Annotated in this window: 24 protein-coding genes; 8 read left to right on the top strand and 16 right to left on the bottom strand. The window is 72.9% G+C overall.

The window, feature by feature from the left end; all coding sequences use genetic code 11:
• A partial coding sequence (locus tag BZY54_RS26830; RefSeq protein ID WP_208640775.1) for a glycoside hydrolase family 3 C-terminal domain-containing protein occupies positions 1-988 on the top strand: 988 nt, incomplete at its 5' end.
• Between the two features lie 272 nt (positions 989-1,260).
• On the opposite strand, the gene BZY54_RS26825 is transcribed toward BZY54_RS26830, so the two are convergent.
• The 4 genes from BZY54_RS26825 to tsaB are packed head-to-tail and all read right to left on the bottom strand — an operon-like array spanning position 1,261 to position 3,824.
• Positions 1,261-1,527: a hypothetical protein gene (locus BZY54_RS26825; RefSeq protein WP_086727898.1), complete on the bottom strand. Its 267-nt coding sequence runs from the start codon at positions 1,525-1,527 to the stop codon at positions 1,261-1,263.
• Positions 1,524-2,636, bottom strand: a complete 1,113-nt coding sequence (gene tsaD, locus BZY54_RS26820; RefSeq protein WP_086727897.1) for a tRNA (adenosine(37)-N6)-threonylcarbamoyltransferase complex transferase subunit TsaD — start codon at positions 2,634-2,636, stop codon at positions 1,524-1,526. Before tsaD ends, BZY54_RS26825 begins: the two co-directional genes overlap by 4 nt.
• Positions 2,629-3,120: a ribosomal protein S18-alanine N-acetyltransferase gene (rimI, locus tag BZY54_RS26815; RefSeq protein WP_086727900.1), complete on the bottom strand. Its 492-nt coding sequence runs from the start codon at positions 3,118-3,120 to the stop codon at positions 2,629-2,631. Before rimI ends, tsaD begins: the two co-directional genes overlap by 8 nt.
• Positions 3,121-3,170: 50 nt before the next feature.
• Complete coding sequence (tsaB, locus tag BZY54_RS26810; protein ID WP_086727896.1) at positions 3,171-3,824, bottom strand: tRNA (adenosine(37)-N6)-threonylcarbamoyltransferase complex dimerization subunit type 1 TsaB; 654 nt, start codon at positions 3,822-3,824, stop codon at positions 3,171-3,173.
• A 126-nt stretch (positions 3,825-3,950) separates the two neighbouring features.
• On the opposite strand from tsaB, the gene BZY54_RS26805 reads away from it, so the two are divergent.
• The gene (locus BZY54_RS26805; RefSeq protein ID WP_208640774.1) at positions 3,951-4,520 is read left to right on the top strand and encodes a hypothetical protein; all 570 of its coding nucleotides are present in this window, start codon (positions 3,951-3,953) and stop codon (positions 4,518-4,520) included.
• Positions 4,521-4,638: 118 nt separating this feature from the next.
• Here the strand turns inward: BZY54_RS26805 and BZY54_RS26800 are convergent, their stop codons facing one another.
• From BZY54_RS26800 to BZY54_RS26780, 5 genes are all read right to left on the bottom strand, one after another.
• Positions 4,639-4,839 (bottom strand): hypothetical protein, encoded by a 201-nt coding sequence (locus BZY54_RS26800; RefSeq protein WP_086727894.1) that lies wholly within the window; start codon positions 4,837-4,839, stop codon positions 4,639-4,641.
• Between the two features lie 130 nt (positions 4,840-4,969).
• On the bottom strand, positions 4,970-5,491 hold the full coding sequence (gene tsaE, locus BZY54_RS26795) for a tRNA (adenosine(37)-N6)-threonylcarbamoyltransferase complex ATPase subunit type 1 TsaE (RefSeq protein WP_086727893.1): 522 nt from the start codon (positions 5,489-5,491) through the stop codon (positions 4,970-4,972).
• A complete protein-coding gene (locus tag BZY54_RS26790; RefSeq protein WP_086727892.1) occupies positions 5,457-6,689 on the bottom strand; it encodes an alpha/beta fold hydrolase in 1,233 nt (410 codons plus the stop codon). The genes tsaE and BZY54_RS26790 overlap by 35 nt, the downstream gene beginning before the upstream one ends.
• 195 nt (positions 6,690-6,884) lie before the next feature.
• Positions 6,885-8,072, bottom strand: a complete 1,188-nt coding sequence (alr, locus tag BZY54_RS26785) for an alanine racemase (protein WP_086727891.1) — start codon at positions 8,070-8,072, stop codon at positions 6,885-6,887.
• A 696-nt stretch (positions 8,073-8,768) separates the two neighbouring features.
• Positions 8,769-9,071 carry a hypothetical protein gene (locus tag BZY54_RS26780; RefSeq protein ID WP_143668129.1) on the bottom strand — a complete coding sequence of 101 codons (303 nt, stop codon included), beginning with the start codon at positions 9,069-9,071 and terminating at the stop codon, positions 8,769-8,771.
• On the opposite strand from BZY54_RS26780, the gene BZY54_RS54810 reads away from it, so the two are divergent.
• On the top strand, positions 8,994-9,500 hold the full coding sequence (locus BZY54_RS54810) for a 3-oxoacyl-[acyl-carrier-protein] synthase III C-terminal domain-containing protein (RefSeq protein ID WP_341868710.1): 507 nt from the start codon (positions 8,994-8,996) through the stop codon (positions 9,498-9,500). The genes BZY54_RS26780 and BZY54_RS54810 overlap by 78 nt on opposite strands.
• A gap of 124 nt (positions 9,501-9,624) precedes the next feature.
• A complete protein-coding gene (locus BZY54_RS26770; protein WP_086727888.1) occupies positions 9,625-9,813 on the top strand; it encodes a hypothetical protein in 189 nt (62 codons plus the stop codon).
• A gap of 405 nt (positions 9,814-10,218) precedes the next feature.
• On the opposite strand, the gene BZY54_RS26765 is transcribed toward BZY54_RS26770, so the two are convergent.
• Positions 10,219-11,700 carry an NAD(P)H-hydrate dehydratase gene (locus tag BZY54_RS26765; RefSeq protein WP_086727899.1) on the bottom strand — a complete coding sequence of 494 codons (1,482 nt, stop codon included), beginning with the start codon at positions 11,698-11,700 and terminating at the stop codon, positions 10,219-10,221.
• A gap of 110 nt (positions 11,701-11,810) precedes the next feature.
• Here BZY54_RS26765 and BZY54_RS26760 point away from each other — a divergent pair, with 110 nt between their 5' ends.
• Positions 11,811-13,622, top strand: a complete 1,812-nt coding sequence (locus BZY54_RS26760) for a PP2C family protein-serine/threonine phosphatase (RefSeq protein ID WP_086727887.1) — start codon at positions 11,811-11,813, stop codon at positions 13,620-13,622.
• A 7-nt stretch (positions 13,623-13,629) separates the two neighbouring features.
• Here the strand turns inward: BZY54_RS26760 and BZY54_RS26755 are convergent, their stop codons facing one another.
• Positions 13,630-14,001 carry a holo-ACP synthase gene (locus tag BZY54_RS26755; RefSeq protein ID WP_086727886.1) on the bottom strand — a complete coding sequence of 124 codons (372 nt, stop codon included), beginning with the start codon at positions 13,999-14,001 and terminating at the stop codon, positions 13,630-13,632.
• A gap of 370 nt (positions 14,002-14,371) precedes the next feature.
• Here BZY54_RS26755 and BZY54_RS26750 point away from each other — a divergent pair, with 370 nt between their 5' ends.
• A complete protein-coding gene (locus tag BZY54_RS26750) occupies positions 14,372-14,914 on the top strand; it encodes an MOSC domain-containing protein (RefSeq protein WP_086727885.1) in 543 nt (180 codons plus the stop codon).
• Between the two features lie 24 nt (positions 14,915-14,938).
• Here BZY54_RS26750 and glmS read toward each other — a convergent pair whose 3' ends face one another.
• Together glmS and BZY54_RS26740 are read right to left on the bottom strand one after the other, a co-directional pair.
• Positions 14,939-16,786, bottom strand: a complete 1,848-nt coding sequence (gene glmS, locus BZY54_RS26745; RefSeq protein WP_086727884.1) for a glutamine--fructose-6-phosphate transaminase (isomerizing) — start codon at positions 16,784-16,786, stop codon at positions 14,939-14,941.
• A gap of 127 nt (positions 16,787-16,913) precedes the next feature.
• Positions 16,914-17,711, bottom strand: a complete 798-nt coding sequence (locus BZY54_RS26740) for a hypothetical protein (protein WP_086727883.1) — start codon at positions 17,709-17,711, stop codon at positions 16,914-16,916.
• 246 nt (positions 17,712-17,957) lie between these two features.
• Here BZY54_RS26740 and coaA point away from each other — a divergent pair, with 246 nt between their 5' ends.
• Both coaA and BZY54_RS26730 read left to right on the top strand, forming a co-directional pair.
• The gene (gene coaA / locus BZY54_RS26735; protein ID WP_167414069.1) at positions 17,958-18,926 is read left to right on the top strand and encodes a type I pantothenate kinase; all 969 of its coding nucleotides are present in this window, start codon (positions 17,958-17,960) and stop codon (positions 18,924-18,926) included.
• Positions 18,927-18,942: 16 nt separating this feature from the next.
• Positions 18,943-19,923, top strand: a complete 981-nt coding sequence (locus BZY54_RS26730; RefSeq protein WP_086727881.1) for a DUF389 domain-containing protein — start codon at positions 18,943-18,945, stop codon at positions 19,921-19,923.
• 152 nt (positions 19,924-20,075) lie between these two features.
• Here the strand turns inward: BZY54_RS26730 and glmM are convergent, their stop codons facing one another.
• The 3 genes from glmM to rplM form a co-directional block, all read right to left on the bottom strand.
• A complete protein-coding gene (gene glmM / locus BZY54_RS26725) occupies positions 20,076-21,434 on the bottom strand; it encodes a phosphoglucosamine mutase (protein WP_086727880.1) in 1,359 nt (452 codons plus the stop codon).
• A 171-nt stretch (positions 21,435-21,605) separates the two neighbouring features.
• On the bottom strand, positions 21,606-22,118 hold the full coding sequence (gene rpsI / locus BZY54_RS26720; RefSeq protein WP_030173946.1) for a 30S ribosomal protein S9: 513 nt from the start codon (positions 22,116-22,118) through the stop codon (positions 21,606-21,608).
• Positions 22,119-22,160: 42 nt separating this feature from the next.
• Entirely contained in the window at positions 22,161-22,604 is a 444-nt protein-coding gene (gene rplM / locus BZY54_RS26715) for a 50S ribosomal protein L13 (protein ID WP_030173943.1), read from the bottom strand.
• Positions 22,605-23,173 lie beyond the last annotated feature (569 nt).

The raw sequence follows: 23,173 nt of genomic DNA, 5'->3' as shown, positions 1-23,173 counted from the left end.
GATGCCCATGGGCATCGAGATCCCCACGCTGCTGGACGCGCTGCGCGGCGAACTCCCCGACGCGAAGGTGACGTACACCGAGGGCTGCGGGGTCTCGGACCCGGACACCTCCGGCTTCGAGGAGGCGGTCGCCCGGACCCGCGAGGCGGACGTGTGCGTGGCTGTGCTCGGTGACCGCTCCGGGCTGTTCGGCCGGGGCACGTCCGGCGAGGGCTGCGACGTGGCGGACCTGGAGCTGCCCGGCGTGCAGGGAGCCCTGCTGGACGCGCTGGTGGGCACCGGCGTCCCCGTCGTCCTGGTCCTGCTCACCGGCCGCCCCTACGCGCTCGGCCGCTGGGACGGCCGCCTGGGCGCGGCGGTGCAGGCGTTCTTCCCCGGCGAGGAGGGCGGTCCCGCGGTGGCCGGCGTCCTCTCCGGCCGCGTGAACCCCTCGGGCCGCCTCCCGGTGAGCGTGCCGCGCGGCCCCGGAGGCCAGCCGTGGACGTACCTCCAGCCCCCGCTGGGCCTGGCGGGCGAGGTGAGCAGCCTGGACCCGACACCGCTGTACGCATTCGGGCACGGCCGGTCGTACACGGCCTTCTCATGGGAGGACTTCCGGGGTGCCGAGCGGACGGACATCGGCACGGACGGCTCCCTGGACCTCTCGCTGACCGTCCGCAACACCGGTGACCTGGCGGGCGCGGAGGTCGTGCAGCTCTACCTGCACGACCCGGTGGCGGCGGTGACCCGCCCGGACGTGCGCCTGATCGGCTATCAGCGGGTGGAGCTGGCCCCGGGCGAGTCGAGCCGCGTGACGTTCCGCTTCCACGCGGACCTGTCGGCGTTCACCGACCGTTCGGGCCGCCGGGTGGTCGAACCCGGCGTGCTGGAACTGCGGCTGGCGGCCTCCGCGGCTGATGTCCGCCACACCGAGCGCCTGACCCTGACCGGCCCGGTACGGGAGGTGGGCCTGAACCGGCGGCTGCGCTGCGAGACGGAGGTCTCGTAGGAAGGCTGAGCATCGGAGTCCGGCCCGTCTCCCTGCGGGGACGCGGGCCGGGCCGCCGCTCTCGGGCGCGCGGCACACCACCGGACGACACGGAAAACCCCGCCGCGACAGAGCCGGGACGGGGTTTCGTCGAGCGCCGGGCAGGCCTTGCACCTGCATCTCCCCGCAGGAAGCGGGGCGTCTTTCCTTGGACCACCAACGCACTGCTCGCGGGCCCTTGTTCGGCCGCTTGCGTGTGATGATCATAGCGCACCGGAGACCCGGCGCACCACTCAGCGTTCCGCCGTCCCGTCCACCGCCTCGAAACGCCACCGGTGGACGGCCCGGGTGACCAACTCGGCCGACGGTTCGGGCAGTTCCGGCAGCTCGGCGTCGTAGGAGGCGTCCCACCAGGTGATGACGAGGATCCGGTCCTGCGGGGCCCGGAAGGTCTCCCGGCGCAGGGGTTCCCGGGAGAGCCGCTGCCGCCGCGCCCAGTCGAGCAGTTCCTCGCCCCGGCCGGTCACCGCCCGGGCCTCCCACATCAACGCGACCGTCACGAGTACAGGTTCTCCTTGCTGATCTCGTGCACGTGGTCGTGGGTGTGCGGCTGCTCCTCGCCGGGCACGTGCGGGTCCGTGACCGGCAGGGAGGAGTCGGCCGACAGGTCCCAGCTGGAGGCGGCCCGGTTCCGGCCGACCATCTCCGCGCCCAGGGCGGCCACCATCGCGCCGTTGTCCGTGCACAGCTTGGGGCGGGGGACCCGCAGCCGGATGCCGGCCGCCTCGCAGCGCTCCTGGGCCAGGGCCCGCAGGCGGGAGTTGGCGGCCACGCCGCCGCCGATCATCAGGTGGTCCACGCCCTCGTCACGGCAGGCACGTACCGCCTTGCGGGTCAGGACGTCCACCACCGCCTCCTGGAAGGAGGCCGCCACGTCGCGCACCGGGACCTCCTCCCCGGCCGCCCGCCTGGCCTCGATCCAGCGGGCCACCGCCGTCTTCAGGCCGGAGAAGGAGAAGTCGTACGCCGGGTCGCGCGGGCCCGTCAGCCCGCGCGGGAAGGCGATCGCCTGCGGGTCGCCCTCGCGCGCGTACCGGTCGATGACCGGACCGCCGGGGAAGCCCAGGTCCAGCACGCGCGCGATCTTGTCGAAGGCCTCGCCCGCGGCGTCGTCGATCGTCGCGCCCAGGGGACGGACGTCGGAGGTGATGTCCGAGGACAGCAGGAGGGAGGAGTGGCCGCCGGACACCAGCAGCGCCATCGTCGGCTCCGGCAGCGGACCGTGCTCCAGCTGGTCCACACAGATGTGCGAGGCGAGGTGGTTGACGCCGTACAGCGGCTTGCCGAGCGCGTAGGCGTACGCCTTCGCCGCCGAGACACCGACCAGCAGCGCGCCCGCCAGACCGGGGCCGGCGGTGACCGCGATGCCGTCCAGGTCCTTGGCGCTCACCCCGGCTTCCTTCAGCGCGCGGTCGATGGTGGGGACCATCGCCTCCAGGTGGGCCCTGGACGCCACCTCAGGGACGACGCCGCCGAACCGGGCGTGTTCGTCGACGCTGGAGGCGACCGCGTCGGCCAGCAGCGTGGTGCCGCGGACGATGCCGACGCCGGTCTCGTCGCAGGAGGTCTCGATGCCGAGGACGAGCGGCTCGTCCCGGGTGTCAGCCATGGGTCTCGGTTCCTTGTACGCCGTTGACGGGATTACGGGGGGTCGCCGGATCGGACAGGCGCATCACCAGGGCGTCCACGTTCCCCGGCTGGTAGTAGCCGCGTCTGAAGCCGATGGGCTCGAAGCCGAAGCGCTCGTAGAGGCGCTGCGCGCGGACGTTGTCCACGCGGCACTCGAGCATCACCTCGGAGCATTCGAAGGCGGTCGCGGCCCGCAGCAGTTCGGTCAGCAGCCGGGCGCCGAGTCCGGTGCCCCAGTGGTCGCGCGCGACCGCGATGGTCTGGATGTCGCCCTGGCCGCCGGAGGCGACGAGGCCGGCGTAGCCGACGATCCGGCCGTTCTCCTCGGCCACGACGTACCGCCGGGTCGCCTGCGGGCCCCGCGAGTGCGCCAGCTCGGACCAGAACATGCCGCGCGACCAGGCGTCCTCGGGGAACAGGTCCTTCTCCAGCACCAGCACCGGGTCGATGTCCCACCAGCGCATCTCCCGCAGGGCGTGCGCCGCGGTCCCGTTCCCGGTCGTCGTCTGACCCGTCACTTCGGGGTGACCACCTTGTAGTTCTTGGGTACCTGGGCGTCCGGCCGGCGCAGGTACAGCGGCCGGGGCGCGGGCAGCTCCTCGCCGGCGGCCAGCTTCTCGGCGGCCAGAGAGGCGAGGGCGGCGGCCGACACGTGCTCGGGCTCGTGCACCTGGGGGAAGGTGTCCGGATAGAGCAGCGCGCCCGCTCCGACCGCGGGCAGCCCCGCGACCTGGTCGGCGATGTCGGCGGGTCGGTCGACGCAAGGGTCGGTGAGGCGGGTGCGGGAGTCGGCGTACCGGGCCCAGTAGACCTCCTTGCGGCGGGCGTCGGTGGCCACGACGAAGGGGCCGGGGACGTCGGCCGCGTAGGCGAGGCCGTCGAGCGTGCACACGCCGTGCACGGGGACGCCGAGCGCGAGCCCGAAGGTGTCGGCGGTCATCAGGCCGACGCGCAGCCCGGTGTAGGGGCCGGGGCCGATGCCGACCACGATGCCCGTGACGGCGTCCAGTCCCAGCCCGGACTCGGCGAGGACCCGGTCGACGGCCGGCAGCAGCAGCTCTCCGTGCCGGCGCGCGTCGACCTGGCTGGACGAGGCGAGAACGGCCGTGCCGTCGTGCAGGGCGACGGTGACGGCGGGGGTGGCGGTATCCAGAGCGAGCAAGAGCACGCAAACAGCCTACGGCTCCGGCGGGGTCGGCACGGCCGCCCGGGTCGGGGGCGTTCCGGCTGCTACCGTCACGAAGCGTGCCCTACAGCGGCACGGGTACAGCGACCGGCACAGAGGTGGACGACCGTGGCAAGGAGCAGCTCGGGAATCGTGGCCGGGCTCACCGCGGCCGCCGTCGCCACCGTCGGCTTCCTCGCCTACCGCGCGCAGGCGAGCGTGCCCCCGAGCCTGAGCGGCGCGCACGGCGCCAAGGCCTCGTCGCCCGCACCGGCCCCCACGAAGGCACCCCGCGACAAGCTCCGCCCGGCCGCGCTGCCCGGGGGCTCGGGCACGGGTGAACGGGTCGTGTACTCGGTGGACGACGACCGGGTGTGGCTGGTCGACGCGAGCGGCAGGGTGGAGAACACCTTCAAGGTCACCCCGGGAAGTGTCGATCCGCTCCCGGGCACCTACGCGGTCACCTCGCGGTCGAAGGCGGTCACCGGGACGGACGGCCTCCCGGTGGAGCACGTCGTCCGCTTCACCAGCGTGAACGGGGTGGTCATCGGTTTCAGCGCGGCGGTGCCGGGCCAGGGCGGCTCCGCCCCTGGACCCGACACGACGGTGAAGACCGGCGGGATCCGCGAGTCGCGGACGGACGGCGAGGCGATGTGGATGTTCGCGACCATCGGGCAGAAGGTCGTCGTCATCCGGTGACGACCCGGCGGGTGGCCGTTCGTCTCCCGTCCCGGGCCGGCCGGGCGGTCACGACCAGGCGGATCGGCCGTCGCCGTCCCGGGGGCGTCGCACGGAAGGCGGTCGTCCTCCGATCGGGCTACGCGGCTTTGCGCTGCCCTTCCATCGTACGGGGGGCCGGGCGAGCGTCCGCGGGGTCCGGGGCGCGTGGTGGCCGGGAGATCGCCTCCGCCGCCGCGCAGGCGGCCAGCAGCTCGCTCATGCAGACACCCGCGACCGCATGCGGCCGGGGCCGGCGCTCGCCGGGCTGGTTCGGCTCGGTGGGCTCGACGGTCGGCATGGACGCCTCCTGGGGGCCGGGGGCGGGCGTGGTTAGGTAGACCTAACTACGAGCTGGACCCCATGTGACCACGTCCGGGGCGTACGCGCAAGACGTGCCGACACCCTGTCGGAACAGCTCTCCCGTCCGCTCAGGCCGTCAGAACGTCCAGGTCCACGGCCGCCCACCGGTCGCCGATCCCGGTCACGGTCACATGGCGCACCTCGTCGGCGGTGTCCCCGACGGCCCGGTGGATCAGGATCTGCAGCCGCTCGTCGGTCAGCTCCTCGACCTTGCCCTCGCCCCACTCCACGACGATCACGGAGTCCGGCAGCGAGACGTCGAGGTCCAGGTCCTCCATCTCGTCCAGCCCGCCGGACAGGCGGTAGGCGTCGACGTGGACGAGCGGCGGACCCTCGCCGAGGGACGGGTGCACGCGGGCGATCACGAAGGTCGGGGAGGTGACGGCGCCGCGGACGTCGAGGCCCTCGCCGAGCCCCCGGGTCAGCGTGGTCTTGCCCGCGCCGAGCTCTCCGCTGAGCATCACCAGGTCGCCCGCGCGCAGCAGCTTGGCGAGACGGCGGCCCAGCTCCCGCATCTGTTCGGGGGAGGTGACGGTGATCTCGACCGACGCGGGGTCAGCCGGGCTGTGCGGTGCTGCTGGTGCTTCCATAAGCACCCACGGTAGTGCCTGCCGGAACCGCGCCGACGCGGGCGAGCAGGTCGGCGAGCCGGTCGGTGACGACCTCCGGGTGCTCCAGCATCACCAGGTGCCCGGCGTCCGGGACCAGCACCAGCTCCGCGTCGGGCAACAGGTCGGCGATCGCCTCGCTGTGCTCGCTGGGTGTGACGAGGTCCTGCACCCCGGCCAGGACGAGCACCGGCATGTCCGTGAAGAGGGCGAGCGCCTCGGTCTTGTCGTGGTCGGTGAAGGCCGGGTAGAACTCGGCGACCACGTCGATCGGCGTGTTCTCGATCATCCGCTCGGCGAACCGGGCGATCGCCGGGTCGATGTCCCGCCCGGCGAAGGAGTAGCGCTTGATGATCCCGGCGAACAGGTCGGCGGTGGCCCGCCGCCCCTTCTCCACCAGTTCGGCGCGCTGCCCGAGCGCCTTCAGCACGCCCGGGAGGACCCGCCGCACCGCGTTGACGCCCGCGACGGGCAGTCCGAAGTTGACCTCGCCGAGCCGCCCGGAGGACGTCCCCACGAAGGCGGTGGCGACGACCCTTTCCCGGATCAGCTCGGGGTACTGGGCGGCCAGGGCCATCACGGTCATCCCGCCCATGGAGTGCCCGACCAGCACGATCGGCCCCTCGGGCACGGCGGCGTCGATCACGGCCTTCAGGTCGCGGCCCAGCTGGTCGATGGTCAGCGGTTCGTCGTCGCGTATCTGGCCCACGCCGCGCCCGGACCGGCCGTGACTGCGCTGGTCCCAGTGCACGGTCCGTACGACGCCGCGCAGTGCCGCGCGCTGGAAGTGCCAGGAGTCCTGGCTGAGGCAGTAGCCGTGGCTGAAGACGACGGTGACGGGTGCGGGCGCCTTGCGCCCGAACAGCCGCCGGCGGCGCGGGACGAGGCTCACGGCGGTCTCGGGGTCGATGTCGTCGACCTCGTAGTAGAGCTCGGTGCCGTCGTCGGCGTACGCCCTGCCCGGGGTGCCGCGCAGGGTCCCGTAGGGGCCGGCCGAGTCCAGGGCGAGCCGGGCCTTTCTGCGCATGCCGCGGCCCACGGTCATCCGCTCTATCGCGACGGTGGCGGCCGCGCCCGCGGCCACCACGCCTATCGCGGCGCCCGCGATACCGGTCGCCCGGCGCCAGCCGCCGGACACCCCCGCGGCGGAGGCGGCGGCCACCGCACTGCTCTCGCTCACGTACCGCTCCTTCTTTGTGCCGTGCTGCTGCCTCGTGTTCCTGCGCCGTGCTGCTGCCTCGTGCCGAACGGTGCTCCGCCTTGCGCCGCCCGTGCTCGGCACGGTGTGCGCCGTACTGGCGTTCGGGAGCGCGGCACGGCCCGGTCCCCCGTTGCCGCGCGGGCCGTCCGCCTGCGCGAAGTGCTCCGCCCCCGCCTACCGACCCCGCTCCCGGTCTTCTTCCTCGTTCACATAGACGCGGGGAACGCGCGTTCCGATGCGCGTGACGATCTCGTACGCGATCGTGCCGGCGGCCTGCGCCCAGTCCTCGGCGGTGGGTTCGCCGCGGTCGCCGGGGCCGAAGAGCACCGCCTCCGTACCGACCTCGGGTTCGTCGCCTCCCAGGTCGACCACGAACTGGTCCATGGCGACCCGCCCGGCGACGGTACGCCACTTGCCGGCCACCAGGACCGGCCCGGTGCCGGAGGCGTGGCGCGGGATGCCGTCCGCGTAGCCGACGGGCACCAGCCCGAGGGTGGTCTCCCCCGGGGTCACATAGTGGTGCCCGTAGCTGATGCCGTGCCCTGAGGGCACGTGCTTCACCAGGGCCAGCGAGGCCGACAGGGTCATCACCGGGCGCAGCCCGAAGTCGGCCGGCGAGCCGAGCTCCGGGCTGGGCGAGACGCCGTACAGGGCGATCCCGGTGCGGACGAGGTCGAAGTGGGCCTCGGGAAGGGTGAGCGTGGCGGGCGAGTTGGCGATGTGCCGCACCTCCGGGCGCACGCCCTGCCCCTCGGCGTGCGCGACCATCTCGCGGAACCGGTCGAGCTGCGCGGCGATGGAGGGGTGACCCGGCTCGTCGGCGCAAGCGAAGTGGGACCACAGTCCGGTGATGCGGATCAGGCCGTCGGCCTCGGCCCGCCGGGCCTCGGCGACGAGTTCGGACCAGTCGGCGGGCTGGCAGCCGTTGCGCCCGAGCCCGGTGTCGGCCTTCAGCTGCACACGGGCGGGCCGGCCGGCGGCGCGGGCCGCCTCGCGGACCTCCGCCAGGGCCCACATCCCGCTCACGGACACGTCCAGATCGGCCTCGACGGCCTCCCGCCAGGGCCCGCCCGGCGTCCACAGCCAGCACATGATCCTCACCCGCTCGGGCGACAGCCCGGCCGCGCGCAGGGCCAGGGCCTCCTCGGGCGTGGCGGTGCCGAGCCAGGTCGCCCCGGCGGCGAGAGCGGCACGGGCACACGGAACGGCGCCGTGGCCGTACGCGTCGGACTTGACCACGGCCATCAGAGCCGCGCTGGGCGCCCGGTCGCGCAGCGCGCGCACGTTGGCCCGCAGAGCGGCCAGATCGATCTCGGCGCGGGCGCGCAGCGGTGCCGTCCGCGGGTGTCCTGTCTCGTTCATCGCGCCCCCAGTGTCTCAGAGGGACCCGAGCGTCCCACGGCACGTGTGCCGGAGGTGCGCCGGAGGGAGGAAGGGGGACCGCGTCACCCGGCGGGCGATCCGCCACGACACGCCCCAACGAAGGCGCTGTACGTGTGTCCTGAATCACTACTGACGGCGGGATCACTGCCATCCCTGACACACGGCCAGACATGCGACCGGCACGGGACCTGGAGGGCGGTAGCCCGATGCCGGACGGCACTGCTGACCGCCGGGGCCGGACGGCCGGGCCGGCGGTCGTGGAGGAGTCGCGGGTGGGTCGTCGGTGGCGTGCCGGGCGCGATGGCCGAGGGCGTCGGGCGGAGCCGGGGTGGCGCCTTCCACAGGGGCCGGTCTCGCACGCCGCGTCCCGGCCGAGCAGCACGACGGTGGCATCGGACCGGGCGAGTTCCTGGGCGACGGCCGCGCCCATACCGCCGGTGGCACCGCTGACGGCGATGACGAGGGTGGCGCCGACGGCGGTGTCCACGGTGCCCCCTCTTTCCCGGTGCTGCTCCCCCGGCGCACGGCGGATGACCAGAGAAGGCCTCAACAGGGCCGGGCATCAAAGGGATTGACGAGCGTCAGGAATTGACGGTGAGTCAGCCCGGAGTGCGTCCGGCCTGACGATGAAGAAGGTAGCCAGGGATCCGGAGCGGGGGCGACTTCGCGGCCGCCTCAGACCGGTCCCTGCAGCAAGTTGTCGACGATCGAGTGTCCGTGCGCGACGATGCCGGCGCGCAGCGGTGCCCAGCCTGACTCGGTGTCGCCGTCCGGGCCCAGCATCAGGCGCTGCTGCGGCACGATGAAGGGCCAGGACGCGATGCCGATCAGGGCGACGAGCACCCGCGCGACCGCGGCGGGGTCGTCGATGCCGAGGGCGAGGCTGAGCGCGCCCGTCTTGTGGACGTAGTACGCCTCGCGCTCCTTCTCGTCCGGGGTCGGCCGGTCCTGGTAGTCGGCGTGTGCGGCTTCGTGCATGACGACCTGCCGAGCGCGATACACGAGGTTGCCGGCCAAGGCGGGTGTGCCCGGCCGCGCGGTCCGCCACTTCGTACCGCACCAGGCGAACGACGTGACGCCGGCCGAGGTCTGGCCCGGCCCGCGCTCGGACTGGGCGCGGCGCGGATGCGCCTGACGCCCGCCCACCACGGCAACACGGGCGGCGCCTCCGTCCCCGTCACCCTCGACCTGGCGCACCGGCGCGGCGTGTTCACGGAAGGGGACCTGACGGTGCTGTCGGCCTTCGGCGCCGATGGCGGCATGTCGGTGGGATCGGCCCTGCTGCACTGTGCCCCGACCCGGCACGCCCGCCCGTCCCGGCACCACTTCGACAGTCACGTCGTCACGCCCGTCGCGCACACCCCCGCGGCCCCGCCGAGGGAGCCGGCGCCGGCCGGGGCGAGGTAGCACCCCACCGGCCCAAGCGGCCGACCGCCGAGCGGCCGGGCCACGGAAAACCAGGTAACACGAAGACACCAGGCAGCAGCACGAACACGAAGAACGAGACCGTCACCAGTGCTCAGGAGGCGCAATGATCAGGAAGCCGACCACCGCCCCCCGGTTCCACCTCCTCGCCAGTGGAAGGCTGGTCTCGGTACGGCGTGACGGCCTCTGGTACCTGCTGGACACCTGCCCGGGAGCGAAGGCGCCTGTCCTCCGCCTGGCGGGCGACACCGACGACGCGGGGCTGGAGCAGCACATCTGCCGGGGCATCGACTGACCCCGCTCCCCCCTCCGGCCCGGCGCGGTCCGTGGAGCAGCCTTCGGAGTGCTCGTCCCGTCCGATGGACCAGCAGACCGGCGAGCACCCGGACGCCGACCCCCGCGGCCGGCTCCCCGGGTCGCGCGAGACAGCCCTGTAGGACCGGGTTCGTCGCCGACGACCCCCGGACGGCCCACGTCGCCGCGCACGACGGGCGAGGTGCACGGGACGTGCCGTGCGCCGACGGGTTCGGCGACTGGCTCGAGGCAGGGCGCGAACGTCCCGGACGCCGGCACGATCTCGGCACCGGCGGCACGATGCCGGTCACCTCTGCCAGGGTGGGCGCGATGAAGAACCCGGGGCCCGCCGAGAAACCACTCCGGGCCGAGGCGGTCACCCCGGCGCGGACCCGGCCGCACCAGGTCAGGCCGGTACCGCCCCCACGGCTCCCGCGCCCCGCACAGGCCGCCCGCGCTGCACGTCACGCCAGGCCCGCGGGAGCGTCTCGGCCACGTCGTGGGCGCCGATCGGCGCGCCCTTCGCGGCCAGGCGGCCGGCCAGTCCGTGCAGGTAGGCCGCCGCACTGCCGGCGTCGCGGGCGGCCAGGCCGGCCGCGAGCAGGGACCCCCCGAGCCCTGAGAGGACATCGCCGCTGCCGGCCGTGGCGAGCCACGGGGTGCCGGTCGGGTTGACCCGCACGGGCCCGCCGTCCGGGTCGACGACCAGTGTGGTCGAGCCCTTGAGCAGCACGGTCGCGCCGTAGCGGGAGGCGAGTTCCCGGGCGGCGTCCAGCCGGGCCGCCTCCACCTGCTCCCGCGCCACACCGAGCAGCGCGGCGGCCTCGCCCGCGTGCGGGGTCATCAGGGTCGGCGCGCTACGGGCCCGTACCGCGTCGCGGTCGGCGAGGCGCAGGCCGTCCGCGTCCAGCAGGACCGGTACGTCCGCCTCCAGCACCTCCGCCACGGTCGCCACGTCGTCCCCGGCGCCCGGTCCCACCACCCACGCCTGCACCCGGCCCGCCTTGTGCGGACCCCGGTCGGACACCAGGGTCTCGGGGAAGCGGGCGATCACCGCCTGCCCGGCCGGTCCGACGTACCGCACGGCTCCCGCCCCGCCGCGCAGCGCGCCCGACACCGCGAGCACGGCCGCGCCGGGATAGCGGGCCGAGCCCGCCGCGATGCCGACGACACCCCGGCGGTACTTGTCGCTCTCGGCGGCCGGCCAGGGCAGCAGGGCGGCGACGTCCGCGTGCTGGAGGGCCTCCAGGTCCGGCTCCGCGGGCAGCTCCGGACCCAGGCCGATGTCGACGAGACGGACCGTACCGGCGTACTCGCGGGCCGGGTCGACGAGCAGCCCGGGCTTGTGCGTGCCGAAGGTGACGGTCAGGTCGGCGCGGACCGCGGACCCCAGCACCTCGCCGGTGTCCGCCTCCACCCCGCTGGGCAGGTCCACGGCGACGACGGCGGCCCGGGAGCGCGTCACGCGCTCGGCCAGCGGTACGGCCTCGGGACGCAGACCGCCCTTGCCGCCGATGCCGACGATCCCGTCGACCACGAGGTCGGCCCGGCCGATCAGCCGGTCGGCCGCGTCCGGTCGGGCGACCGTGCCGCCCGCGCGCCGCAGCGCCGCGAGGCCTCCCGGGTGGGTGCGGTCGGGGGCGAGGAGCACGGCTGCGACCCCGGCGCCGCGGCGGGCCAGCCGGGCCCCGGCGTACAGGGCGTCGCCGCCGTTGTCGCCGCTGCCGACGAGGAGCACCACCCGGCTGCCGTAGACCCGCCCCAGCAGGTCCGCCGAGGCGGCGGCGAGTCCGGCGGCGGCACGCTGCATGAGGGCGCCGTCCGGGAGCCGCGCCATGAGCGCGCGCTCGGCTGTCCTGACCGTCTCGACGCTGTACGCGGTACGCATGCGGTCGAGTCTGCCCCGCATGCGCCCCACACCGCACGGGAACCCGACAGAGAACCGGAAGAAACGGGATGGAACGGGGAACCGGAAACGCGACGGAAGGGCCCCGGCCCATGAGGGACGAACCGGTCGGCGCCGGCGCACCGATCTCGACCACGCGTGCCGGCACCGCAACCGGCGCCGGCGACGGAATCGGTGACGGCGCCGGTCGCGGCGAGGGTGACCCGCGGCTCCAGGCGCTGGAGGCGCTGCTGGCCGAGCAGCGGGAGGAGATCGCCCGGTACGCCGCCGAGCGCTCCGTTCCCGCGCGTGAGCCGCGCGACGGACGCTGCGGATCCCTGCCGCCCGGGCCGCCGCCGGTGCCCCCGGCGCAGGAGTTGCTGGACGCGCTGCCGATCGCCGTCATGGTGGTCGTTCCCGTCCTCGACGAGCGGGGCGAGGCGACGGACTTCTGCTACGTCGGGCAGAACGCCGCCACCCTGGAGCACTCCGCCCGCTCCGTCCCGCCGGGAACCCTGCCTCCGTGGACCGGGAGGGTTCCGCTGTTCGAGCGCTTCCCGAACATGGCGGACACCCCCGTGCCCCGTCTGCTCACCGAGGCCCAGCGGACCGGGCGTGTGCAGGGCCCCGAACCGGCCGAGTGGTCGCTGTCCAGCCCCGACGGACTGGTGGTGCGCATCAGCAGCGAGGTCCGCGTGACTCCCTGCGGCGGTCTGCTGCTGCTGACCTGGGAGCACGGGCAGAGGACCCGGATGGAGGAGGCCGCGCAGCAGTTGGTGCGCGTGTGCTGGGCCGAGTGGAACCTCGGCGACGGGACCGTGGAGACGTCGTCGGGCCTGCGCGACGTACTCGGCCTGCCGGCCTCGCAGTCCCTGCCCGACCTGCTCGGACTGGGCCGCATGGTGGCGCCGGTCAGCCTGGTGCCGCTGTACCAGGTGATCTCCGACGTTCTGGCGCACAAGCGCGTCGCGGAGTGCGACCTGCAACTCGTCCGGCCGTCCGCGCGGATCGTCCGCTTCGTCGCCGAACCGGTCCGCCCGGAGCACGGGCCGGTGTGGACCGTACGCGCGGTGCTCCACGACGTGACCGACGACCGCTACAGCCGCGCCCTGGCCGAACGGGCGGTGCGCGAGGCGCGCACCCAACGGCAGCGGGCGGACATGGTCGCCGAGGTGGCCGAGCGGCTGCGGGACGCCGTCCTCCCCCGGTTCCCCGCCGAACTGGCCCTGCACGGCATCGAGGCCGCCGCCGTCTACCGCCCCGAGGCGAACGCGGCGCGCGTCGGCGGCGACTGGTACAAGACCCGCATCCTGCCCAGCGGGCAGGTGCTGATCGCGCTCGGCGACGCCCGCGGACACGGACTCGACGCCGTCACACTGATGGCGAAGCTGCGCTACGCCCTGGCGGGGCTGGCGTTCACCGGGGAGCTGGTGGAGCAGCTGACCGGCTGGCTGAACATGGTCGCCTGCGACGACGGCGACGAGTCCACCGCCACGGCGGTCATCGGCCGCTACCACCCGGACCGCGGCCTGCTGCGCTGGACGTGCGCCGGTCACCCGCTGCCCGTCCTGCTGCGCGATCGCCGGGCACGCCTGCTCGAGGCGCCGCCGGGAGGTCCCGGAATGCCCCTGGGCGTCCTGCCCGGCGAGACCTACACGGCTGCCGAGACCTTCCTGCGCTCCGGTGACGTGGTCCTGCTGTACTCGGACGGCCTGATCGAACGTCGCGGCTCGGACCTCGACCGGGACTCCTCCCGCCTGCTCGAGGCCGCCGACGGCTGCGCCGGTGGCGGCATCCCAGCGGGCGACGACGCCCTGGACGCCTACGTCCACCGCGTGGTCCACCAACTCACCGGACCCCACACGGAGGACGACGCCACGGTGCTCGCCATCCGCCTCACCGGCGGAGTGGCCGACCACTGGTGACGGCGCGTCACCCCTCCGCGATCACCACCGCCGACGCCACCCCGGCGTCATGGCTCAGCGAGAGGTGCCACGCCCGCACCCCGAGTTCCGCCGCCCGGGCCGCGACCGAACCCTTCACCCGCAGCCGCGGACGCCCGCTGTCCTCGACGTACACCTCCGCGTCCGTCCACAGCAGCCCCGCCGGGGCGCCGAGGGCCTTGGCCACCGCCTCCTTCGCGGCGAACCGTGCGGCCAGCGAGGCCATGCCCCGGCGCTCCCCGCCCGGCAGCAGCAACTCCTGCGCCACGAAAAGCCGTCGGGCCAGCCCGGGCGTCCGCTCCAGTGACGCCGCGAATCGGTCGATCTCGGCCACGTCGATTCCGACCCCGATGATGCTCATGCCGAGCACACTACGGCCGCCCGGGGCCCGTCCCTGGCTGAGGTGCCGGGGCGGGCCGGTGGGCGTCCGCTGCGGAGGGCCGCGCCCGCGCCACTGGTCGCAGTTCCGGCGAACGTCTTCCGGGTCACCATCTCCGTCGCGGCGCGCCTGGTGCCCCGCACCGCAGGCCGGTCCGCTCCGCTCCGGTCCGGCAGGGACTGCCCGACGTGCCCGTTCCCTGGCCCGCGCCGTCGCGTCCCCTCGCCGTCCCCGGTCGCGCGACGTCGTCCACAGACCGGCGAAGGAGCTGTGGCACCACGACAACGCACGGCGCCCGGCGCCGCGTCGTAGGCTGCAGAGGGCCATTACCGCAGACGAGGGGGCTCGAGTCATGGGTGCGACAGTGACGGCGGTCAGCAGCAACGCCGAGTACTCGTTCACCAAGCCGAACCGGGACAGCATCACCTTGCTCGCCGGGCTCGGTGTCGAGGGGGACGTCCACGCCGGTGTGACGGTCAAGCACCGCTCACGCGTCGCGCAGGACCCCACCCAGCCGAACCTGCGCCAGGTCCACCTCATCCACGAGGAGCTCTTCACCGAGGTCGCGGGAGTCGGCTTCCAGGTGACTCCCGGTCAGCTGGGCGAGAACATCACCACCCGCGGCATCGACCTGCTCGCACTGCCCGTCGGCACCCTGCTGCGCATCGGCGACGAGGCCGTGCTGGAGGTGACCGGCCTGCGCAACCCCTGCCTGCAGATCGACCGCTTCCAGGACGGGCTGCTGAAGCAGGTCGTCGGCCGCGACCCGGCCGGGAACATCGTGCGCAAGGCCGGGATCATGAGCGTCGTCCGAGAGGGGGGCGTGGTGCGCCCCGGCGACATGATCGCGGCGGAGCTTCCGGAGGGACCGCATCGGCCGCTGGACCGGGTCTGATCCCCCCGGCTCCCGCCTGCCCGCTCACTCCACCGTGACCGACTTCGCCAGGTTCCGGGGCTGGTCCACCTCGTTGCCGCGGGCCGTGGCCAGCTCGCAGGCGAAGACCTGCAACGGCACCGTCGCGACCAGCGGCTGGAGAAGGGTCGGCGTCACCGGGATGCGGACGAGGTGGTCCGCGTACGGGACGACGGCCTCGTCGCCCTCCTCCGCGATCACGATCGTCCGCGCACCCCGGGCCCGGATCTCCTGGATGTTGGAGACGATCTTGTCGTGGAGGACGGACCGGCCGCGCGGGGACGGCACCACCACGACCACCGGCAGGTCCTCGTCGATGAGGGCGATCGGACCGTGCTTCAGCTCGCCGGCGGCGAAGCCCTCGGCGTGCATGTAGGCCAGTTCCTTGAGCTTCAGGGCGCCTTCGAGAGCCACCGGGTACCCGACGTGCCGGCCCAGGAACAGCACCGTGTTCTTGTCGGCGAGGGAGCGGGCCAGTTCCCGCACCGGCTCCATCGTCTCCAGGACCCGCTCGACCGCGCCGCCGATCTGCGACAGGTCGCGGATCACCGCCCGGATCTCGTCGCCCCACTTGGTGCCTCGCACCTGGCCCAGGTACAGCGCCACCAGGTAGCACGCCACCAGCTGGGTCAGGAAGGCCTTGGTGGACGCGACCGCGACCTCCGGGCCCGCGTGCGTGTACAGCACCGCGTCCGACTCACGCGGGATCGTCGAGCCGTTGGTGTTGCAGATGGCCAGCACATTGGAGCCCTGCTCGCGGGCGTGGCGCAGCGCCATCAGGGTGTCCATCGTCTCGCCCGACTGGGAAATGGCGATCACCAGCGTCTGGGCGTCCAGGATGGGGTCCCGGTAGCGGAACTCGCTGGCCAGCTCGACCTCGCAGGGGATGCGGGTCCAGTGCTCGATGGCGTACTTGGCGATCATGCCCGCGTGGAAGGCGGTACCGCAGGCGACGATGACGACCTTGTCCATCTCGCGCAGTTCGGAGGCGCTGATGCGCACCTCGTCCAGCGTCAGGGAGCCGTTCGCGTCGATGCGGCCCAGCAGCGTGTCGGCGACCGCCCTGGGCTGCTCGGCGATCTCCTTGAGCATGAAGTAGTCGTAGCCGCCCTTCTCGGCGGCCGCCGCGTCCCAGTCGACGTTGTAGGAGCGGACCTCGGCCGGCCGGCCGTCGAAGCCGGTGACCGTCACGCCGTCGCGGCGCAGCTCCACCACCTGGTCCTGGCCCAGCTCGACCGCGGAGCGCGTGTGGGCGATGAACGCGGCGACGTCCGAGGCGAGGAAGGCCTCGCCCTCGCCGACGCCCACCACCAGCGGCGAGTTGCGGCGGGCGCCGACGACCACGTCGGGCTCGTCGGCGTGCACCGCGACCAGCGTGAACGCGCCCTCCAGCCGCCGGCAGACCAGTCGCATCGCCTCGGCGAGGTCGGCGCAGGAGGAGAACGCCTCGGCGAGCAGGTGCGCGACGACCTCGGTGTCGGTCTCGGAGGACAGCTCGTGCCCGCGCTCCTGAAGCTCGTCACGGAGCATGGCGAAGTTCTCGATGATGCCGTTGTGGACGACGGCGACCCGGCCCGCGTTGTCCAGGTGCGGATGGGCGTTGGCGTCGTTCGGGGCGCCGTGCGTGGCCCAGCGCGTGTGACCGATGCCCGTCGAGCCGGTCGGCAGCGGCCGGTCGACCAGTTCCTTCTCCAGGTTGACCAGCTTCCCGGCGCGCTTCGCCGCCGCCATCCCGCCGTCCGCGAGCACGGCGACGCCGGCCGAGTCGTAGCCCCGGTACTCCAGTCGCTTCAGCCCGGCCATCACGACCTCGAGCGCCGACTGCGACCCCACGTATCCCACGATTCCGCACATGGGCCGCAGCCTACGGGCCGAGGAGCGCCGAAACCGGCCTCCGCGTGCCCGAAATCGGAAATTCCCACCGGGGTACGAACCTGCGAAGGCCCCGATGGGAAGGTTCCCGAAGGTTTCTGACGGCTGCTCAGCCGAGCTTGGCCAGCTTGGTCAGCTGCACCTGGACGAGGTCCGCCGGGAAGGCGAAGTCCTTGCCGGAGGCGCCCGAGGCGAGGTTGACGGCGGGGAAGTAGGCGAGGGTGGCGCCCTTGCGGACGACGACGCTCTTCATCGGGAACTTGACGCCGTCGGCGGACACCGTCGAGGTCAGGGCCAGGGCCTCGTCGGCACCCTGCGGCGCGTCGGTCACGGCGACCTTGACCACCGTGGTCTTGGTGCCGAGCGCCGTGTAGGCGAAACCGCCGGCGCACTTCTGCGCGGCCTTCTTCAGGTCCTTCATCGCCTGCTCGGCGCCGCCGTCCGCGTAGGAGGCGAGCGTCTCGACGACCTTCGTCCGGTCGAGGCCGGTCATGATGGCGTCCTCGGGGGCGGCACCCGCCTTGGGCTTCTTCTGGTCGCTCAGCCACGACCGCTTGGCGGTCGCCGCGGGCTTGCCGGTGTAGGTGCCGGCCTGGAGCAGGGCGAGGGGTGCGCACGCCGTGTTCTCCGCCTTCACCTTGTCCTGGGCGATGTCGTCCCCGGCGGTGACCTTGGTGGTGACCTTGCCGGAGGCGACGTCCGCCTGGGCGAGCGCGGCCTTCTCCAGTTCGGCGGCGGTCGCCGTCCTGGCGGCGGGCGCGGCGGAGGCGGTCTTGTCGGCCTGGGCCGTGCTGCCGTCACCGCCCTTGTCCCCGCCGTCGGAGGACCCGCCGCAGGCGGTGGCGAGCAGGGCGAGGGCGGCACCGGACGCCGCCAGGGCCGTACGGCGGATCACCAGGGAACTCACGTGGGCAGGCTCTTTCTCTTCGGACCTGCGGAACCCCCTCCGCAGCGCTTTACGCACACTTTACGCACAGCGGCCCCACAGATGATCAACGCGGTCACCACCCGGTACCCGACCGTGACACCGACGTGATCACCGGCCCCGCTCACCGGGCCGCCGGCCCCTTGGGCGGGGGCGGCGTGACACACCCCACCCGCCGACCCGTTCAAACTCCGTTAACAATGGACTGTGATCTCTCCGGTCCCCTCGATGCCCCGGAGCGCCCACCGGTCCCGGCCGGAGGCGACTCCCTACGTCGACCTCACCCGCGCCGAGTGGAGCGCGCTGCGCGACAAGACGCCGTTGCCCCTCACCGCCGAGGAGGTCGAGCGGCTGCGCGGCCTGGGTGACGTCATCGACCTCGACGAGGTGCGGGACATCTACCTTCCGCTGTCCCGGCTGCTCAACCTCTACGTCGGTGCCACGGACGGGCTGCGCGGCGCGCTGAACACCTTCCTCGGCGAGCAGGGCTCCCAGTCCGGCACTCCCTTCGTCATAGGGGTGGCCGGTTCGGTGGCCGTCGGGAAGTCGACCGTGGCCCGTCTGCTCCAGGCGCTGCTCTCCCGCTGGCCCGAGCACCCCCGGGTCGAGCTGGTCACCACCGACGGGTTCCTGCTGCCCACGCGGGAACTCCAGACGCGCGGCCTGATGTCGCGCAAGGGGTTCCCGGAGTCGTACGACCGCAGGGCGCTGACCCGGTTCGTCGCCGACATCAAGGCGGGCAAGGGCGAGGTGACCGCGCCCGTCTACTCGCACCTGATCTACGACATCGTCCCCGGAGAGAAGCTCACCGTCCGGCGGCCCGACATCCTCATCGTCGAGGGGCTGAACGTCCTCCAGCCCGCACTGCCCGGCAAGGACGGCCGGACCAGGGTCGGCCTCGCCGACTACTTCGACTTCAGCGTGTACGTCGACGCGCGCACCGAGGACATCGAGCAGTGGTACCTGAACCGGTTCCGCAAACTGCGGGCGACGGCCTTCCAGGACCCGTCCTCGTACTTCCGCAAGTACACCCAGGTGTCGGAGGACGAGGCCCTCGACTACGCCCGCACCATGTGGCGGACCATCAACAAGCCCAATCTGGTGGAGAACATCGCGCCCACCCGGGGCCGCGCCACGCTCGTGCTGCGCAAGGGCCCGGACCACAAGGTGCAGCGGCTGAGCCTGCGCAAGCTGTGACCTCTACGCTGCCGCCATGCTGCATCTGCGACTGATCACGCCCGCCGAGCGCACCGACGAGGTGGTGCGACTGATCGAGCGGACGGTGGGCACCACCCATCTCGTCCTGCTGCGCGGCGCGGCCCGCGATCCGGCCGGGGACGTGGTGATGTGCGACGTCGCACGCGAGGCCGGCGACGAACTGCTCACCGGTCTGCGGGAGTTGGGCATCGACCACACCGGCTCGATCGCCGTGGAGAGCATCGACCTGTCGCTGTCCGAGCGGGCCGAGAAGGCCGAGGAGGAGGCGCCCGGCGAGGGCGCGGACGCGGTGCTGTGGGAGCACCTGGCGGACGCCACGCACGAGGAGTCGACGCTGTCGGTCACCTATCTGGCGTTCATCACGGTGGCCACCATGATCGCCGCCTGTGGTGTGGTGCTGGACAACGCGATCCTGATCGTGGGCGCCATGGCGGTCGGCCCGGAGTTCGGGCCGCTGGCCGGGGTGAGCACCGCACTGGTGCGGCGGGCCGGGCGGCCGGCGCTGCGGTCGCTGACCGCGCTGCTGGTGGGCTTCGCGCTGGCGATGGCGGTGACGGTGGGCTTCAGCGTCCTCATGGACGCCGTGGGGCTGTTCAGCGAGACGAAGCTGGAGGCCCCGCGGCCCAACACCAGCTTCGTCTACGCGCCCGACGCGTTCTCCTTCGTCGTGGCGGTCCTCGCCGGAGCCGCCGGCACGCTGTCCCTGACCTCCGCCAAGTCCGGTGCCCTGGTCGGCGTCGCGATCTCGGTGACCACCATCCCGGCCGCCGCCAACGCGGCCGTGGCGCTCGCCTACGGCGACACCCGGCAGACCTGGGGCTCCACCGAGCAGCTGCTGCTGAACCTGCTCGGCATCGTCGTGGCCGGCACGCTCACGCTGCTCGCCCAGAAGTGGTTCTGGGCCGGACAGCGCGAGCGCGCGCGACGCACCGCGGAACTGGGTCAGGGCCTGCCCGGCGGATCAAGTCGCAGGTGAGCGACGGCGCCGGTCAACCCAGGTGAGCGGGGCCTGGGACGTCCATGGGCAAGGCGGAGGAGGGCGTCGACGCGCAGCGTCGGCAACCGACGGCAACGCCCCAGATGGACGCCCCAGGCCCCGCGTCTGCGCCGTGATCCGCCGAAGAGGCCCTAGCCGAGCGCCGACTTCACCGCGTCGGCCAGGCGGCCCGCCACCGAGCGGGCCTGGTCGATGTCCGCCGCCTCGACCATGACCCGGACCAGCGGCTCGGTGCCCGACGGGCGCAGCAGTACGCGGCCGGTCTCCCCCAGCTCGCGCTCCGCCTCGGCGATCGCGGCGGCCAGGTCCGCGGAGGTCTGCACCCGGGACTTGTCCACGTCGGGGACGTTGACCAGTACCTGGGGCAGCCGCTCCATGACCGCGGCCAGGTCACGCAGCGTACGGCCGGTCTGGGCGACGCGGGCCGCCAGCAGCAGACCGGTGAGCGTGCCGTCGCCGGTGGTGGCGTGGTCGAGGATGATGACGTGCCCGGACTGCTCGCCGCCGAGGGCGAAGTCCTTGTCCTTCATCTCCTCCAGGACGTACCGGTCGCCGACGGCGGTCTGCACGAGGTGGATGCCCTCGCGCTCCATGGCCAGCTTGAAGCCCAGGTTCGACATCACGGTCGCGACGACGGTGCCGGAGCGCAGTGCGGAACGCTCCCGCATCGCCAGCGCGAGCACGGCCAGGATCTGGTCGCCGTCGACCTCCTCGCCGGTGTGGTCCACGGCCAGGCAGCGGTCGGCGTCGCCGTCGTGCGCGATGCCGAGGTGGGCGCCGTGTGCGACGACGGCGGCCTTCAGCTGGTCCAGGTGCGTGGAGCCGCAGCCGTCGTTGATGTTGAGACCGTCCGGTTCGGCACCGATGGTGACGATCTCGGCGCCGGCCCGCGCGAAGGCCTCCGGCGAGACCCGGGACGCGGCGCCGTGCGCCTCGTCCAGGACGATCTTCAGGCCGTCGAGCCGGTTGGGGAGGACGCCGATGAGGTGGGAGACGTACTGGTCGAAGCCCTCGTCGTAGTCGCGGACTCGACCCACGCCCGTGCCGGTCGGACGGTCCCAGGGCGCGCCGGTGCGGTGCTCCTCGTAGACCTTCTCGATCCTGTCCTCCAGCTCGTCGGCGAGTTTGTGGCCGCCGCGGGCGAAGAACTTGATGCCGTTGTCGGGCATGGCGTTGTGGCTGGCGGAGAGCATCACGCCGAGGTCGGCGCCGAGCGCGCCGGTCAGGTACGCCACGGCGGGCGTCGGCAGCACGCCGACGCGCAGCACGTCCACACCCGCGCTCGCCAGCCCGGCGACCACGGCGGCCTCCAGGAACTCCCCGGACGCGCGCGGGTCCCGGCCGACCACGGCCTTGGGACGGTGGCCCTCGAAGGTGCCCGCCTCGGCCAGTACGTGCGCCGCGGCGACGGAGAGGCCGAGCGCCATCTCGGCGGTCAGGTCCGCGTTGGCGACGCCACGCACGCCGTCCGTGCCGAAGAGTCGTCCCACTTGTCCTCCTGAGAAAGCGTCAGTTCGTGAAGGGCCGGGCATCCGATCACACCAGCCTTTGAGCACCTTGTGCCGTTATACGCCCAAGTCCTGTGATATACGAACGCCCCGACGGCACTGTGGCGTGCCGCCGGGGCGTTCGGAGTAGGCCTGTCCGCAGGCAGCTGCTGATTAGCGCTTGCTGTACTGCGGCGCCTTGCGGGCCTTCTTCAGACCGGCCTTCTTGCGCTCGACGGCACGGTCGTCGCGGCGGAGGAAGCCGGCCTTCTTGAGCGGGCCACGGTTGTTGTCGACGTCGGCCTCGTTCAGGGCGCGGGCGACACCGAGACGCAGGGCACCGGCCTGGCCGGAGACACCGCCACCGGCGATACGGGCGATGACGTCGTAACGGCCCTCGAGCTCCAGCACCTTGAAGGGCTCGTTGACTTCCTGCTGGTGCACCTTGTTCGGGAAGTAGTCCTCGAGGGTGCGACCGTTGATCTTCCACTTGCCGGAGCCCGGAACGATCCGGACGCGGGCAATGGCGTTCTTGCGGCGGCCCAGGCCGGCGGCCGGCTGGGGCTCACCGAAGCGCGAGGCGAGGGACTCGGAGGTGTACTCACCCTCCACCGGAACCTCGGACTCGGTGGTGTAGCTGTCGATGTCAAGCTCTTCGAGCGGCTGCTCGGCAGTGGTCTCGGCCACGATTCTCCTCAGATTCTCTTCAGTCTTAGGGGGTGGCCGGACTTACTGCGCGACCTGGGTGATCTCGAACGGCACCGGCTGCTGGGCGCCGTGCGGGTGCTGGTCACCCTTGTAGACCTTCAGCTTCGAGAGCATCTGACGGCCCAGGGAGTTCTTGGGGAGCATGCCCTTGACGGCCTTCTCGATGGCCTTCTCGGGGTTCTTGTCGAGCAGCTCGTCGTAACGGACGGAGCGCAGACCACCCGGGTAGCCGGAGTGGCGGTACGCCATCTTCTGGGTCCGCTTGTTGCCGGACAGGTGCACCTTGTCGGCGTTGATGATGATGACGAAGTCACCAGCGTCGACGTGCGGCGCGTAGATCGGCTTGTGCTTGCCCCGCAGGAGGGTGGCGGCGGTGGACGCCAGGCGGCCCAGGACGACGTCCTGGGCGTCAATGACGTGCCACTGGCGCGTGATGTCGCCGGGCTTGGGGCTGTACGTACGCACGGTTCGTAGCCTTCGCTTCTTCAGTGAGTGGTCCTGACAAGGTCACCGAAGACGATCACGACAGCCCTGACCGCACCGCGGTGACGCAAACCGCGTGCTGGTCGCTGGTCATCGGCCCGGTGGACCGGTGTAAGGGCCCGTCCCGTGAGAATGAGCAAGCCAATACACAACGAACATGCAGGATACCCGCGCGGCCCTCCGGGGGTCAAAACGGGGTTGCCGACGCCGGTCCTGCGTGTTCCGCCCCAGTGTACGGCCGCCCGGCCCCCGCCCCCTGCCGCTCACGCGCCCTGTTCCCGCCTTCGAGCAGAGACCTCTTGGCCAGAGGCCTCTTGGCGGGCCGGGCACTCCTGGCACGACGCCGAAAGGGCACACCGGACGATGAAGCACGGCGGCAGCCACACCGACCGGCCCCGGCCCCGCCCGCCTCTTCCGGTGGGCCGATCCCGGACCAGCCCACGCCGACCCTCGGACCCACGACAGGTACCACCGGGCAGACACGCCGCCCGCCTTCCGGCGAGGGCACCAGCCCACGCCAACCTCGCCACGCGGCGCGTCGTCCGAACGGC

It is taken from the genome of Streptomyces carpinensis (genome assembly GCF_002154505.1).
GTDB classification, from domain to species: domain Bacteria; phylum Actinomycetota; class Actinomycetes; order Streptomycetales; family Streptomycetaceae; genus Streptomyces; species Streptomyces carpinensis.
This window is presented reverse-complemented; position numbering and strand designations above follow the sequence as displayed.